Origin of the sequence: Spirillospora sp. CA-142024, assembly GCF_050942325.1 — a bacterium.
GTDB lineage: Bacteria > Actinomycetota > Actinomycetes > Streptosporangiales > Streptosporangiaceae > Spirillospora.
On record NZ_CP192077.1, the window covers coordinates 288,759 to 302,969 of the forward strand.

15 protein-coding genes are annotated in these 14,211 nt (G+C 70.6%); 4 read left to right on the forward strand and 11 right to left on the reverse strand.

Features of this window, described 5'->3' with window-relative positions:
- The first annotated feature begins 20 nt into the window (after positions 1-20).
- On the forward strand, positions 21-1,103 hold the full coding sequence (locus ACQPZP_RS01450; RefSeq protein WP_433475797.1) for a magnesium and cobalt transport protein CorA: 1,083 nt from the start codon (positions 21-23) through the stop codon (positions 1,101-1,103).
- 6 nt (positions 1,104-1,109) lie between these two features.
- On the opposite strand, the gene ACQPZP_RS01455 is transcribed toward ACQPZP_RS01450, so the two are convergent.
- The 6 genes from ACQPZP_RS01455 to fbaA form a co-directional block, all read right to left on the reverse strand.
- The gene (locus tag ACQPZP_RS01455) at positions 1,110-1,943 is read right to left on the reverse strand and encodes a glycerophosphodiester phosphodiesterase family protein (protein WP_433475798.1); all 834 of its coding nucleotides are present in this window, start codon (positions 1,941-1,943) and stop codon (positions 1,110-1,112) included.
- Between the two features lie 68 nt (positions 1,944-2,011).
- Entirely contained in the window at positions 2,012-3,295 is a 1,284-nt protein-coding gene (locus ACQPZP_RS01460; protein WP_433475799.1) for an adenylosuccinate synthase, read from the reverse strand.
- Positions 3,296-3,570: 275 nt separating this feature from the next.
- The gene (locus tag ACQPZP_RS01465; RefSeq protein WP_433475800.1) at positions 3,571-3,993 is read right to left on the reverse strand and encodes a DUF3151 domain-containing protein; all 423 of its coding nucleotides are present in this window, start codon (positions 3,991-3,993) and stop codon (positions 3,571-3,573) included.
- A 161-nt stretch (positions 3,994-4,154) separates the two neighbouring features.
- The gene (locus ACQPZP_RS01470) at positions 4,155-4,691 is read right to left on the reverse strand and encodes an N-acetyltransferase family protein (protein WP_433475801.1); all 537 of its coding nucleotides are present in this window, start codon (positions 4,689-4,691) and stop codon (positions 4,155-4,157) included.
- A gap of 80 nt (positions 4,692-4,771) precedes the next feature.
- Positions 4,772-5,221 carry a winged helix-turn-helix transcriptional regulator gene (locus ACQPZP_RS01475; RefSeq protein ID WP_433475802.1) on the reverse strand — a complete coding sequence of 150 codons (450 nt, stop codon included), beginning with the start codon at positions 5,219-5,221 and terminating at the stop codon, positions 4,772-4,774.
- A 74-nt stretch (positions 5,222-5,295) separates the two neighbouring features.
- Positions 5,296-6,318, reverse strand: a complete 1,023-nt coding sequence (gene fbaA, locus ACQPZP_RS01480; protein WP_433475803.1) for a class II fructose-bisphosphate aldolase — start codon at positions 6,316-6,318, stop codon at positions 5,296-5,298.
- Between the two features lie 170 nt (positions 6,319-6,488).
- Between fbaA and ACQPZP_RS01485 the strand changes: the two genes are divergently transcribed.
- The gene (locus ACQPZP_RS01485; protein WP_433475804.1) at positions 6,489-7,214 is read left to right on the forward strand and encodes a DedA family protein; all 726 of its coding nucleotides are present in this window, start codon (positions 6,489-6,491) and stop codon (positions 7,212-7,214) included.
- 69 nt (positions 7,215-7,283) lie between these two features.
- Complete coding sequence (locus tag ACQPZP_RS01490; protein ID WP_433479535.1) at positions 7,284-7,685, forward strand: RodZ domain-containing protein; 402 nt, start codon at positions 7,284-7,286, stop codon at positions 7,683-7,685.
- 4 nt (positions 7,686-7,689) lie between these two features.
- On the opposite strand, the gene pyrE is transcribed toward ACQPZP_RS01490, so the two are convergent.
- Positions 7,690-8,226: an orotate phosphoribosyltransferase gene (gene pyrE, locus ACQPZP_RS01495; protein ID WP_433475805.1), complete on the reverse strand. Its 537-nt coding sequence runs from the start codon at positions 8,224-8,226 to the stop codon at positions 7,690-7,692.
- Between the two features lie 43 nt (positions 8,227-8,269).
- Between pyrE and ACQPZP_RS01500 the strand changes: the two genes are divergently transcribed.
- A complete protein-coding gene (locus ACQPZP_RS01500) occupies positions 8,270-8,794 on the forward strand; it encodes an esterase/lipase family protein (RefSeq protein ID WP_433475806.1) in 525 nt (174 codons plus the stop codon).
- 190 nt (positions 8,795-8,984) lie between these two features.
- Here the strand turns inward: ACQPZP_RS01500 and ACQPZP_RS01505 are convergent, their stop codons facing one another.
- The 4 genes from ACQPZP_RS01505 to ACQPZP_RS01520 form a co-directional block, all read right to left on the reverse strand.
- Complete coding sequence (locus ACQPZP_RS01505; RefSeq protein WP_433475807.1) at positions 8,985-9,632, reverse strand: tetratricopeptide repeat protein; 648 nt, start codon at positions 9,630-9,632, stop codon at positions 8,985-8,987.
- Between the two features lie 80 nt (positions 9,633-9,712).
- Positions 9,713-11,071, reverse strand: a complete 1,359-nt coding sequence (locus ACQPZP_RS01510; RefSeq protein ID WP_433475808.1) for an NYN domain-containing protein — start codon at positions 11,069-11,071, stop codon at positions 9,713-9,715.
- 393 nt (positions 11,072-11,464) lie between these two features.
- Positions 11,465-12,379, reverse strand: coding sequence for a zf-HC2 domain-containing protein (locus ACQPZP_RS01515; RefSeq protein WP_433475809.1), 915 nt, complete (start codon positions 12,377-12,379; stop codon positions 11,465-11,467).
- A gap of 181 nt (positions 12,380-12,560) precedes the next feature.
- Entirely contained in the window at positions 12,561-14,150 is a 1,590-nt protein-coding gene (locus tag ACQPZP_RS01520; RefSeq protein WP_433475810.1) for an alkaline phosphatase D family protein, read from the reverse strand.
- Positions 14,151-14,211: the final 61 nt, after the last annotated feature.

The following is a 14,211-nucleotide window of genomic DNA, read 5'->3' on the forward strand; positions in this document are numbered from 1 at the left end:
CGGCGGGTTAGGAGCACCTCATGGCCATGACACGAGTCCGCCCGGGCCGCGCTCTGTTCAAGACGCGCCGCCCTTCCGGCGTCCAGGCCCCGGGCCGCGATTCCGCCGTCATCGACTGGGCCGCCTACATCGACGGGCACCGCGTCTGCACCGACACCGTCGCCGACGCCGTACGCCTCATCCGCGACGGCCGGCTCACCTCCGAAGGGGACAGCGCCGGCTTCGTCTGGGTCGGCCTGCACGAGCCGTCCGCCACCGAGCTCACCGACCTCGCCGAGGTCTTCGGCCTGCACCCGCTCGCCGTCGAGGACGCCATCCACGCCCACCAGCGTCCCAAGCTGGAGCGCTACGACGACGTCCACTTCGTCGTCATGAAGACCGTCGGCTACGTCTCCAGCGGCCCCGGCGGCGCCGAGGTCGTCGAGACCGGCGAGATCATGATCTTCTGCGGGCCCGACTTCGTCGTCACCGTCCGGCACGGCACCCACGGCGCGCTCGGCCCCGTCCGCACCGACATGGAGAAGGACCCGGCCCGCCTCGCGCTCGGCCCAGCCGCCGTCCTGCACGCCGTCGCCGACCGCGTCGTGGACGGCTACGTCGGCGTCGCCGACGCCGTCATGGAGGACATCGACGAGGTCGAGGAGGCCGTGTTCTCCCCCGAGCGCACCGACGAGTCCCGCCGCATCTACCGGCTCAAGCGCGAGGTCATCCAGCTCAAGCGCGCCGTGGGCCCGCTCGCCGGCCCGCTGCGCAACCTCTCCGGGCGCCGCTTCGTCCCGGCCGAGATCAAGGAGTACCTCCGCGACGTCGAGGACCACCTCACCCGCGTCCGCGAGCAGGTCGAGTCCTACGACGAGCTCCTCAACCCCATCCTCCAGGCGCACATGACCCAGGTCACCGTCGCCGACAACAAGGACATGCGGAAGATCTCCGCCTGGGGCGCCATCTTCATGGTCCCCACGGCCATAGCCGGGGTCTACGGCATGAACTTCAAGCACATGCCCGAAACCCAGTGGCACTACGGCTACCCGATGATCCTCGGCGTCATCACCCTGGCCTGTCTGTCCCTCTACCGGGGCTTCCGCCGCAACGGCTGGCTGTAGGAGGCCCTAGACCGCGGCCAGGACCTCCTGGAGGCGGTCCGGGTAGTCGGTGACGATCGCGTCCACGCCGTAGTTGATGAAGCGGTTCATGTCTTCGGTGGTGTTCACCGTCCAGACGATGACCGGGAGGGCGGCGGTGTGGGCGTCCTCCACCAGGGCGGGCATTGTCATCACGTGCTCTGGGGAGATGGCCGTTGCGCCTATCCCCAGGGCCGCGGCGACCGGGTCGGCGGGGGACAGGCCCGCCAGCCAGCCGGTGTCCGGGGCGAGGGTCTTGCGTTCCATCAGGGCGACACGGCCCAGGTCCGGGTAGTGGCGGTGGGCCTCGGCCAGCACGCGCCAGTCGAAGGCCAGGAGCTGGGACTGTTCGGTGCAGCCGAAGGTCCGCAGAACGGCCGCCACGGCCGCGGTGAAGAGTTCTACTTCCTCATCGGTCCAGGCCGGGTCGGTCTTGAGCTCTACGGAGAGCTTGACGTCCGAAGATGCCAGCAGGGCGCACGCCTCGGCGAGCGTCGGGATCCGGATTCCGGGCATCGGGGCGGCCTCGCAGCGGACGCCAGCGTCGAGGGTCCGCAACTGGGCGAGGGACAGTTCACGAACCGGCGTGCCCAGGTAGGGGTAGGCGGGGTCGTCCGGCCAGGCGGGGACCGTGTCGGCGAGGGTCGCCGGGGAGAGGACCTGGTCATGGCCGAGGACGACCACGCCGTCCGCCGACAGGCCCACGTCCAGTTCGATCACGTCGACGCCCAGGTCCAGGGCGTGGGCGAAGCCGGGCAGGGTGTTCTCCGGGCGGAGGCCGCGTGCGCCCCGGTGTCCGTGCACCTCGACCGCAGAGATCACCGAACGCACGTTACAGTCCGTGACCGAACGGGCGGTAGAGAACGGGTGAGATCAGGGGAAACGGAAGGTCAGACGAGGGACCGGAGTGACAGCGTCTGGTCGCGGCCCGGACCGACGCCGATCGCGGAGATCTGCGCGCCGGACATCTCCTCCAGGGACCGGACGTACGCCTGCGCGTTCGCCGGCAGGTCCTCGAAGGTCTTCGCGCCCGTGATGTCCTCCTGCCAGCCGTCCAGGTACTCAAGGACGGGCTTAGCGTGGTGGAACTCGGTCTGCGTCGTGGGGATCTCGTCCACCCGGACGCCGTCGACCTCGTAGGCGACGCACACCGGGACCCGCTCCAGCCCGGACAGGACGTCCAGCTTCGTCAGGAAGTAGTCGGTGATGCCGTTGACCCGGGTGGCGTAGCGGGCGATGACGGCGTCGAACCAGCCGCAGCGGCGGTCGCGTCCCGTCGTCACGCCGTACTCGCCGCCGGTCGTGCGCAGGTATTCGCCCTGCTCGTCGAGTAGTTCGGTGGGGAACGGTCCAGACCCGACGCGGGTCGTGTACGCCTTGAGGATGCCGATCACCCGGGTGATCTTCGTGGGGCCCACGCCGGAGCCCGCGCACGCGCCGCCCGCCGTCGGGCTGGACGACGTCACGAACGGGTACGTGCCGTGGTCGATGTCGAGCAGCGTGCCCTGGGCGCCCTCCAGGAGGACGACCTTGCCGTCGTCCAGGGCCTTGTTCAGCACGAGCGTGGTGTCGGCGACGAACGGCTTGAGGCGCTCACCGTAGGCGACGTACTCCTGGACGATCGGCCCGGTCTCGATGCGGCGCCGGTTGTAGACCTTCGTCAGGACCTGGTTCTTCTCGCGCAGCGCCAGATCCAGCTTCTGGGTGAGGATGTTCGGGTCGAACAGGTCCTGGACCCGGATGCCCATCCGGTTGATCTTGTCGGCGTAGGTCGGGCCGATGCCGCGCCCGGTGGTGCCGATCCGGGCCTTGCCGAGGTACCGCTCGGTGACCTTGTCGAGGGCGCGGTGGTGGGGCATGATCAGGTGCGCGTTCGCCGAGATCAGCAGGCGTTCGCAGCCGATGCCCCGGTCCCGCAGCCCGTCGATCTCCTGCAGCAGCACGGCCGGGTCGATCACCACGCCGTTGCCGATCACCGGGACGACGTCGGGCGACAGCACCCCGGACGGCAGCAGGTGGAGCGCGTAGCTCTTGTCGCCGATGACGACCGTGTGGCCGGCGTTGTTGCCGCCCTGGTAGCGGACGACGTAGTCGACGTCCCCACCGAGCAGGTCTGTTGCCTTGCCCTTGCCCTCATCTCCCCACTGGGCACCGACAAGAACGATGGCAGGCATGCCGTTCTTCCTTCCCACGACGAAGGCCCCGGTCGCCGCAAGCGCGAAGGGGCCTCTTGCCGTCAAAGCGTACCTGACTCTGTTTATTGCAGTGTCCTCCTCCTTCGGGCCTGGCGGCCCTCCATCGTCGGACACTGCGGCGATCGCTGCATCGCTCCGGCTCGCCTAGCGGCTCGCTGCGCGATCAGATTCTCGCTTCGCTCGAATCTGCCTTCGGACGCGATCGCAACGTTTTGGTTTGTTGCGTGGTTGGGGCGTCGGCTGAGGTCGTCGGGTCAGGAGGCGTTGAGGGTGTCGGCGGCGGTGGGGCTGCTGTCGCGCAGGAAGGTCTTGCAGCGCTCGGCCTCGGCGTCCTCCCCGATGGCTGCTGCGGCCCGGCCGAGCGCGTGCAGCGCGCGCAGGAACCCGCGGTTCGGCTCGTGCTCCCACGGGATGGGGCCTTGGCCCTTCCACCCGGCCCGGCGGAGCTGGTCCAGCCCGCGGTGGTAGCCGGTGCGGGAGAACGCGTAGGAGTCGATGACGCTGCCCTTGGCGAAGGCGCGGTCGGCCAGCTCGGCCCAGGCGCCCGGGTAGTCCGGGTGGCGCGCGGCGACCTCGAACGGGTCGACGTCGTTCTCCAGGGCCGTCCGGGCCTCGATGTTGTCCGGCAGTTCGGTCGGAGCGGGGCCGCCGAGCAGGTTCTGGGTCATGCGGCTCATCGTAAGTGGGCTCGCCCGCCCCATTTCAACCCGGGGCAGGCGGTGATCGCGCCAAGCGGACTACCGCGGACCGCTCGGTGCCTTGGGCGGCCAACCGTGGTGGTGCGCAACACCGGGTCGGTTTCCAGGTGCGCGACGACGCCTGAGCCTGGCCGTGCCGCTCACGCCCCGGCGGGGACGGGGATCGGCAGGGGGAGCGTGAAGTGGGCCGCGCCGCCGTCCAGCGTGGAGCGGGCGGACGGCCAGCCGTGCCGGACGAAGAGGAGCGCCGGCCGGTTGGTGAGGACGACGTCCGCGTCGAACTCGGTGATGCCGCGCCGTGCGGCGAGTTCGGACAGGCAGCCGATCAGGACGCTGCCGATGCCGCGGCGCTGCCAGGGGTCGGCTACGAGGACGGCGAGGTCGGCGCGCCAGGGCCGGTCCTTGCCGCGGACGTACTCGGCGATGCCGAGGATCTCGTCGCCGTCCAGCGCGACCAGGGCCTCGCGGTCCCAGTGGTCGAGGTTCTCCAGGAGCCCGAGGTAGTGCTCGGGGAGGCGGGGCGTGCCCGAGAAGAAGCGCGTGTAGAGGCTCGCTGCGGACAGCCGGTCCGACATCCGCCGCACCCGGTCGTGGTCGGTGATGCCGTACGGGCGGATCCGGACGCCGCTCGGGTCGGTGCCAATGTGGGCGACGCTGCGCACATCGAGTTGCTTCATGAAACCCATTGGACCGCGGATAGTTGCCTGAAGCAACTCATTGGTCGCAAAGACCGCGTGCATATCGCGTGAACGGCCGGTCAGGCGCCGGGTCCGGGGCGGGGCTCCACGTCGGTCGGCTCCAGGTGGACGCCGCACGCGGTGCAGGCGAAGTGCCGGTTCAGGGTGCCCTCACAGCCGCGGTGGCCGATGATCACGGGCGCGCCGCCGGGGGCGTAGTGGCGGTCGCCCCACATCAGCAGGGTCATCATCGCCGGCCACAGTTCCACGCCCTTGCGCGTGAGCCGGTACTCGTGCCGCTCCGGCCGCTCCTGGTACGGGACCCGGCGCATGATGCCCTCGTCGCAGAGCCGGCCGAGCCGGTCGGTGAGGACGTTGCGGGCGACGCCCAGAACGTCCTGGAAGTCGTCGAAGCGCCGGACGCCCTCGAAGGCGCTGCGGATCACCAGCAGCGTCCAGCGGTCGCCGACGACCTCCAGCGAGCGGGCGATCGAGCAGTTCTGTGACTCGTACGTGCGGGGTAGTGCCACAAACCCGACCCTACCTGAGTTTCGTCAAACAACGGGTATGGCCGGGGGTCGCGTGGGGCCCCCGGCCTCGCCCGCTACTTCAGCTTCTGGCCGGCGGACTGGAGGTTCTCGGCGGCCTCGACGATGCGGGCGGCCATCGCGGCCTCCGCGGCCTTGCCCCACGAGCGCGGGTCGTACTGCTTCTTGTTGCCGACCTCGCCGTCGATCTTCAGCACGCCGTCGTAGTTGCGGAACATGTGGTCGGCGACCGGGCGGGTGAACGCGTACTGGGTGTCGGTGTCGATGTTCATCTTCACGACGCCGTACGACACCGCCTCCCGGATCTCCTCCAGCGTCGAGCCGGAACCGCCGTGGAACACCAGGTCGAACGGCCTGTCCTTGCCGTACTTGGCGCCGACCGCGTCCTGGATGTCCTTGAGCACCTCGGGACGCAGCTTGACCGAGCCCGGCTTGTAGACGCCGTGCACGTTCCCGAACGTCGCGGCGAGGATGTAGCGGCCCCGCTCGCCCACGCCGACGGCCTCGGCGGTCGCGATCGCGTCGCCGGGCGTCGTGTACAGCTTCTCGTTGATCTCGTTGGCGACCCCGTCCTCCTCGCCGCCGACGACGCCGATCTCCATTTCCATGATGATGCGGGCCTTGGCGCACTCCTCAAGGAGGCCGGCCGCGATGTCGAGGTTCTCGTGCAGCTCGACCGCCGACCCGTCCCACATGTGCGACTGGAACAGCGGCTCCTCGCCGCGCGCCACCCGTTCCTGCGAAATCTTGATCAGCGGACGCATGAAGCCGTCCAGCTTGTCCTTCGGGCAGTGGTCGGTGTGCAGGGCGATGTTCACCGGGTACTTGTCGGCCACGACACGGGCGTACTCGGCGAGCGCGCTCGCGCCGACGACCATGTCCTTCACCGTGGAGCCGGACAGGTAGTCGGCCCCGCCGGTGGACACCTGCACGATCCCGTCGCTCTCGGCTTCCGCGAACCCGCGCAGCGCGGCGTTCAGCGTCTGGCTGGACGTCACGTTGATCGCGGGGAAGGCGAAGCCGTCCTGCTTCGCACGGTCGAGCATCTCCGCGTAGACCTCGGGCGTTGCGATGGGCATTTGTCAGAGTCCTTTCATACGCAGGGTGCCGCCGGGCATCCGGCCGGGCGGTAGCCCCGGTCGTCCGAGTACCCACGGGAGCGTCCAGGTCACACGGATTCCGGGTCGTGCATGCCGTCCGCGCTCAGTATCCCGCCTAATCGGAGCGTGGGGAAAGGTACGCTCGCCGTGTGGATCTCACGACCCTTCCCCTTGACATCACCGAGTGGCTGCACCCGACCGCGTGGCTGCAGCTCTTCGGCACGTTCGCGACGATCGGCGTGCTCGCCATCATCTTCGCGGAGACCGGACTGCTGTTCGGCTGCATCCTGCCGGGCGACTCGCTGCTCTTCACGGCGGGGATCCTCACGGCGGTCTCGACCGTCAACGGGCAGGAGTTCCAGCCGCTGTCGCTGCCCTGGCTGCTGATCGGCGGCCCGGTCGCGGCGATCGCCGGCGCCCAGCTCGGACACTTCCTGGGCGCCCGGTACGGGCGAAGGCTCTTCGAGCGGCCCGACTCGCGCATCTTCAAGCAGGAGTGGGTGGAGAAGGCCGAGTACTACTTCAACCGGTTCGGCCCGGCGCGGGCGGTCGTCCTCGCCCGGTTCATCCCGATCGTGCGGACGTTCCTCAACCCGCTCGCCGGGATGCTCGGCATGGACGGCAAGAAATTCTTCGTCTGGAACGCCATCGGCGGCATCGTCTGGACGGACGCGCTGTTCCTGCTCGGTCATTTCCTCGGGTCCGAGGTCCCGGACGTGGAGAAGTACATCCTGCCGGGCGTGGCGGTCATCCTGGTCCTGTCGGTCATCCCGATCATTCGGGAGGTCCTGAAGGGGCGTAAATCGGACCGCGGTCCGAATAAGAATGGCCCCGAAGAGTCACGTCCGTCGCTCAGCGGTGACAGTTATCGCTAACCTCCCCATGTGGGACGTCATCGGTCGGACCCTAGGGGTCTTGCGCGCATACTGATCGCGGCATTGGCCGTGGTGGCCGCCTTGGCCCTGCTCGTCGTCGGCGGCATGGCCCTGGTCAACGCGATCATCAGCGAACCCGACAAGACGGGCCCGTCGACGGCGGCCTCGCCGTCCGCCGGCAAAACGACCCCGAGCAGCAACGGCACCACGACCTCGCCGAGAGCCGCTCTTCCCCTGGTGATCCGCGTGACCGGCCAGCCCACCACCGTGGTCGTCCGCGTCGCCGACACCGGCGGCAAGGTGCTCACCAACGGCACGCTCAACACCGGGGACACGCTCCAGTACGAGGACGCGCCCCTCCAGGTCGTCGCCACCAACGGCGGCTCGCTGCAGGTCGTCATCTACGGCAAGGTGCAGCCGCGCGAGCCCAACGGGCAGCGCGCCCAGTGGTTCGTGCGGGCCCGCGGCTAGCGATTCACCCCAGGCCCAGGTCGGCGACGTCGTACGGGTGCCGGTAGGTGAGCCCCTCCGCGGCGATCCGTTCGGCCGCTCCCCGCTCCAGGATCGTCGCGACCGCCACGACCTCCGCCCCCGCCTCCCGCAGCGCCTCCACGGCCGTCAGGACGGACCCGCCCGTCGTCGACGTGTCCTCCACGGCGAGAACGCGGCGGCCCGCCACGTCCGGCCCCTCGATGCGGCGCTGCAGCCCGTGGGCCTTGTCCGCCTTCCGGACGACGAACGCGTCCAGCGCCTGGCCGCGCGCCGCCGCCGCGTGCAGCATCGCGGTCGCCACCGGGTCGGCGCCGAGGGTGAGCCCGCCGACGGCCTCGTAGCCGAGGTCGGCGGTCTCGTCCAGCATGACCCGCCCCACCAGCGGCGCCACCGCCCCGTCCAGCGTGACCCGGCGCAGGTCCACGTACCAGGACGCCCGCTTGCCCGAGGACAGCACGAAGTCCCCGTGCACCACGGCCTTGTCCTTGATCTTCTGCAGCAGCTCTTCGCGATCGCTCACGCTCAGACCCTATTCACCCGGCACCCCCGTGTACTTTCGCGGGGTGACACCCGGAACCGTCGTCCTGCTGCACGCCCCGAACGCCACCGCCGCCTCCTGGGGCGACATGCCCGAGATGCTCCGCTCGTACGGTCTGGACGTGGTGGCGCCGGACGTCCCGGACGACACCGGCACCCGCTACATCGCCCGCGTCTCGCTGACCATCACCGCGACGGACCCGGCGGCCCCGCTCGTCCTCGTGGCCCATGGTGCGGCCGGCCCCCTGGTGCCGGGCGTCGCCCTCGCCCAGCGCGCCGCCCACCGTCCCGTCGGCGGCTACGTGTTCGTCGACGCCGACCTGCCGCGCCCGCTCCGGCACGACCACGACGAGCCGCAGAACGACGTCCCCATGCCCCCAGATTGGCCCGAGGCGCCCTGCGGCTACCTCTGGACCCATGCGGACCGCCTCGCCTCCCCCGAGCACGCCCAGGCCCTTAGAGAAGCCCGCCTACGCGCCTGGCCCACCACCGAACACGACCCACCCACAGCAGTAGCCCAATCCCTGAGCGAACTGATCGCCGTTCTGTAGCGCCCTGTCCACCGAGAGCCCTGAGAACCTCAGCCGAGGTACGGGCAGGCGCGTGGAGCGAGTGCAGCGAGCGGAGCGCGCATGCCCGTCGAGCCGGGCGACCGCAGCGACACGCCACGAACCCGCACGCCGTGGCGTGAGGATCGACCGGCTCGTGACGGGGATTCCAGGGGGTCGCCCCCTGGGCTGACTACGCGTTTTTCAGGAGGTCGTCCAGGAGGGCGTCGTAGTCGTCTTCGCTGCGGCCGAGGTCTATGCGGGCGCGGTAGCGGAGGCGGAGGAGGGCCTCCAGGCTGTCTTCGGCCAGGGCGACGTCGTCGGGGCCCGGGGTGAGGGAGTCGGCGTCGGGGGACGGGGCCTCGTCGGGGCCGCCGCCCATGCCGGTGCCGACCGCGCGGTCGCGGAGGGCGAGCACGACGTCGGCGCCGCTGGTGGCCCACTCGTGGGCGCCGGTCGCGTCACCTTGGGCGTAGAGGACCTCGGCCACGGCCCGGTACACCTCGGGGTCACGCGGCTTGTCGGCGCGGATCTGCTCGACGAGCTTGCGGGCCTCGTCGGCCTCGCCCAGCTCGAACAGCGCGTCGGCGAGGTAGGCGCGCGGGTCGCCGTAGGTCTCGCCGCCGTCCTCCAGGGCACTGCGGTACAACTCGGCGGCCTTGGCGTGGTCGCCCGCGTGCTGCCACTGCTCGCCCGCGCGCAGCAGGACGTTGGCGCGTGACACCCCGCCGGACACCGACTCGGCCAGCTCCGACAGCCGGCGCGCCGCCGAGATGTGATCGCCGGTGCGCAGGGTGTCGAACTCCAGGTCGTCGAGATCGTCTTCCGTCACATGCGTCACGGTTCAACGCTACCCGCCGCCGCGCGGCCGAAGCGGGCGAATCGACGATGATCGTGGAATACCGGTGCGTAGGTGTCAGGTCACCTGCGGGAACGTTCTAGCGCGTCCCAGAAGCCGCGGCGCAGCGCGTGCCGCACCTCGTCGTGCAGGAGGAAGTCGATCGGCAGCGAGGAGCCCTGCAGCAGCCGGGCCTCCAGGTCGGACGGCATGCGCGGCTTGCGGGCGAGAACGGCCTCCAGCCACAGTGCGGGCGCGTCCCGGGCGACGGACTCGCCGAAGTCCTGGCCCTCCTGGTGGGCGGCCTTGACGGCGTCCGACAGCGTCGGGGTCTGCTGCACCGGGACGGGCATCTGCTGCGGGCCGGTGTAGGGGCCGTGCGGCTGGGCGCCCGACTGCATCGTCTGCGACTGCAGCGTCTGGGGTGGCGGCGGCGGGGACGGCGACGGGACGGGCGACGTGGTGTACCCCGGGCTCGGCGGCGGCGGCGCGGGCGCGGACGGCGCCGGAGACGGGGCCTGCGTCGAGGACGGCCCGGCCGCCGGGGCGGGCTGCAGCGGCAGTTGCTGCCCACCGGTGCCGTAGGCCGATCCGGCGAGGCCGCCGCCGTTGCCGCCGGGCAGTGGCATCGCGCCGCTGCCGAGGCCGCCGTTGCCGCCGGGCAGCGGCATGGGGCCGGTGCCGAGGCCGGGGGGCCCGGGAGTGCCGCCCAGCCCGCCGGTCATGGCCGGGCCGAGGTCGCGGACGGGCGGGCTGGAGGTGGCCGGCGGCCCGGTCAGCGGGGACGCGGGCGGCGGCCCGTTCTGCGAGGTCGTCTGGAGCGGGCCGAGCGAGCCGGCGTGCCCGTTGGTGCTGCCGTGCCCGTTGGACAGCGGGCTCGTGCCGAGGGAGGAGACCCCGTCCATGCCGGTGAGCAGGTTGACGTACGGGCGCAGGTGGCCGGAGCCGATCTCGATGAGGTCGTCGCACTCCTGCCGCAGCACCCGCGAGATCGTCCAGTTGCCGTCGACGGCGACGTGCACGACCGTGATGCGGACGCCGAAGTCCTGGGCGTCCGCGACGACCTGGGCGAGGTCCTCGTCGCCGCTCACCAGGACGGCGTCGGTGAGCGCGGCGTTGCGGGCCAGCGTCATCAGGTCGCGGTGGATCTCGGTGTCGACGCCCTCGCGGCGGCCGGGGCGGATCCGGCCGAGCCGCAGTTTGAGGCCGGGCAGGTCGGCGAGCGCGTCGTGTTCGGGTGAGCGGCGCCCCTCCACGGTGGCCTCGTACCAGTAGCAGCGCAGCAGCGGCATCCCGGTGCGTTCTCTGGCGAGGTTGCCGAGGAGCTGCAGGAGACCGCCGAAGTCCCACGAGACGGTGTCGCGATGGCGGGTGCCGTGCACCGCCATGGCGCCGTCCGCCAGCAGGTAGCCGGCGTCTACGAACAGCGCGCAGCGATCCATGCGACACCGTCCTTCCTCAACACGGGAGCTCACAGCGTGCCCACTTCGGTGTAGCGACCCCGGACCGCTTATAGCGTAGTGAAGCCCGTCTGCCCGGTAGGCCAATACGGCGATTCGCCACTCTTTCATGGCAACCCGCCGGTTGGCGACTCCCGGGTAACAACGAAATGGGAGCCGCGGCGGACGCTACCAGCCGTTTCGGTCCCGCCCTGTGCTTCCGCATGATCTTTACGGGAAGAATCAGGTCGCGGGTTCAGTCCCGGTGTGCCCGCGACCCTCGCTTCAACAGCCCATGGCGGCCGTGGCCGGGCGTGGCCCGGTGTCGTATGTCGCGTGGTCCGCCGCGCGGCGTGTCGACCCTGAGCTGGACGTACAGCCTCAGGCCGGGCGGCGTCACGTGCAGTTGGATGTCGACCAGCGGTCCTCCAGGGTGTTCGATGGGGATCTCGGGTGGGGCAGGCGGCGGCTTGCGGGGTTTTTGCCTGGGCCGCGGCGTGTCGTTCTTCGGGCGTGGCTCCGCCACCGGACGAGAGCCAGCGCCACCGCCCCCGCGACGGCCACCGCGCCGCCCCCGAGCGCCTGCCGCTTGGGCAGGTGACGGAACCACAGGAACACACCGCCGCCTTTGGACGCCAGGTAGCCGGTGGACGCCGCTCCCAGCACGAGCGGGCCGAGGACGTCCCGTAGCGTCGTGTTCACCTCCGCCAGTTCGGCGTAGAGGGCCTTGCAGCGTGCGCAGCCGTCCAGATGCCGCTTCACCTGGCGGGAGTCACGCTTGGCGAGGGCGCCCCGCACGTACGAGCCGAGCTTCTCCAGGACGGGACGGCATTCGTCGCCCGCATCGACACCGTCGAGATGCATCTGCAGGTACGCCTGGCGCAACCCTGCCCGGGCCCGGTAGGCGAGCGCGGCGGCGGCGTTCGGGGTGAGGCCGAGGAGCGGGGCGACGTCCGCCGGCCTGGCGCCCTCGACCTCGGTGTGCCAGAGCACCGTCCGCCACCGTCCGGGCAGCGACCCGAACGCGCGCGCGATCATCGAGCGTTCGAGTGCCTCGATCGTAGGATCCGCGAAGGGCGTCCCGGGGTCGAACGCCTCGATCTCGTCGGTGTGGTGGACGCGGCGGTCCGCGCGTTGCCGGTCGTAGACCGTACGGCGCACCGCCGTGAGCAGGTAGGGGCGGAATCCGGAATCAGGCCCGCCGCCGCTCTTCAGTACGGCGAGGACCTTGGCGAAGGCGTCCTGGACGGCGTCCTCGGCGGCGTCACGCCCGGCCAGGCCGGGCCCGGTCACGTCGTCTCCTCGCTCCATGCTTGCTCATTGTGACTGATTGACCACCTGTTGTCGCGTAATTTGGTCGCAGATGGCCTGAGCGAATCGCGTCATAGGCGGGGCGCAGCGCCGTTGGAGGAGCGTGGGCGGTACCAGGGCGGGCCGTTCGCGCGGGGTGCGTTCGTTCCGTCGAGGGGGTGGAACGAACGCACCCCTTGAATCACGTGATCTCGGCGTGGCCCATCTCGGTCAGCTTCCCGCCGTCCTTCGGCGTCTCCCAGCGCACCCTGCAGTCGCGTCCGGAGAGTTCGACGGTGGCGATGGCGTTGTCGAACCATGGGCCGTTCGTCATCCGCCACCGGATCGGCGGGACGGGCACCTTCGCCAGCTTCGCCAGCGCCCGGAACGGCCCGCCCGCCGTCCGTGAGTACGCGAGGCGGTTCGCCCACCGGAACTTCCCCATCAGAGGGTTCCGCAACGGCGAGCAGACGATCTGGGAGACCTTCGACTGCGTGGCGGGTTCGGTGACCCGCGCCAGGTACGAGTAGTGGATGTCGCCGGACAGGAACGAGATGCTCGCCGGCGCCGCTCCGCGTTCCCCGCGTCCAACGGCGACGATGTCGGACGCCACATCCCGGAACGACCGCTCGAAGGCCGCCCAGTGCTCCAGGTCGGCCGCCTGGCGGATCTTCTCGCCGAGCCCGGCGCCGCGCTTTCCCCAGGCGCCCCCGGCGACGGCCTCGTTCCACGACTCCGCGTGGTGGATCGCCATGGGGAGCAGGTAGGGCAGAGAGCTCGCGATGAGCAGATGGTCCATGCCGCCCTGGCATTGGGCGTCCAGCCACTCGAACTCGTCGTCGTCGAGCATTCCGCGGCGGTCTTCGGTGAGCAGCCTGGAGCACCGGCTGTCGACGACGATCAGGCGGGTGCCGCCCCAGTCGTGGGCGTAGCTCCAGCGGGTGCTGGCGGGTTGCTTGTCGGCCTTCTCGGCGAACTCGTCCAGGACGGCGCCGGCGTCGCCCGTGGTGTCCGACGCCGTTCGCACCGCCTTGAGGACGGGGTCGGCCGCCCGGTCCTGCGGCGACATGTTCCCCAGATGCTGGTAGATCCAGTACGACCCGATACCGCCGGTGATGCGGGGTTTCCACCACGATTGCGACCACATCTCCTGGCGCCAGGTGTACGAGGTGTTCCAGTCGTCCCTGATGTCGTGGTCGTCGAAGATCGTGAACGTGGGGACGGTGGACAGCAGCCACCGGACCGCCGGGTCGTCGTGCCAGGCCAGCTTGTACAGGTGCGTGTAGTCCTCGAAGTCGGCGACCTCACCGTCCGGTAGTTCGCCGGGTTCGCGGCGGCCCTCGATGAACGCGCTCATCTCCGCGCTCAGCTCGTCGGCGTACACCTGGTCGCCGACCATCAGAAGCATGTCGGGCCAGGTGACCGCGTCCCCGCCCGTCCGCAGCCGGTCGGCGAAGGAGGCGAGGGCGTCGTACCCGAACTGCTGCACCGTGCCCGGCGAGCGGCGGCACGACCCGAACGAGATCCGCAGCCTGCCGTCGGGGTCGAGCGTCCTGATCTGGGACGGCGGGAACCCGGTGTCGCCCTCCGGCCAGACGCTCTCGCCGTCGGCGAGGACCTCGTAGGGGATGCGCGCCCCAGGCGCGAGCCCTTCGACCTCGACGATCGCGTAGTGGTGGCCATGCGCGGTGAACGTGCGCCCGGCCGCGTCCAGGCCGTGCTCCTGGTTGACGACCCTGACCTCGCACGGCCGATCGGTCTCCACCCAGATCGTCGCGGTGTTATGACTCACGTGCCTGAGGTGGGGCCCGAGTACCAAAGCGGTCATACCACGTCTCTCTAGCGGACCGAGG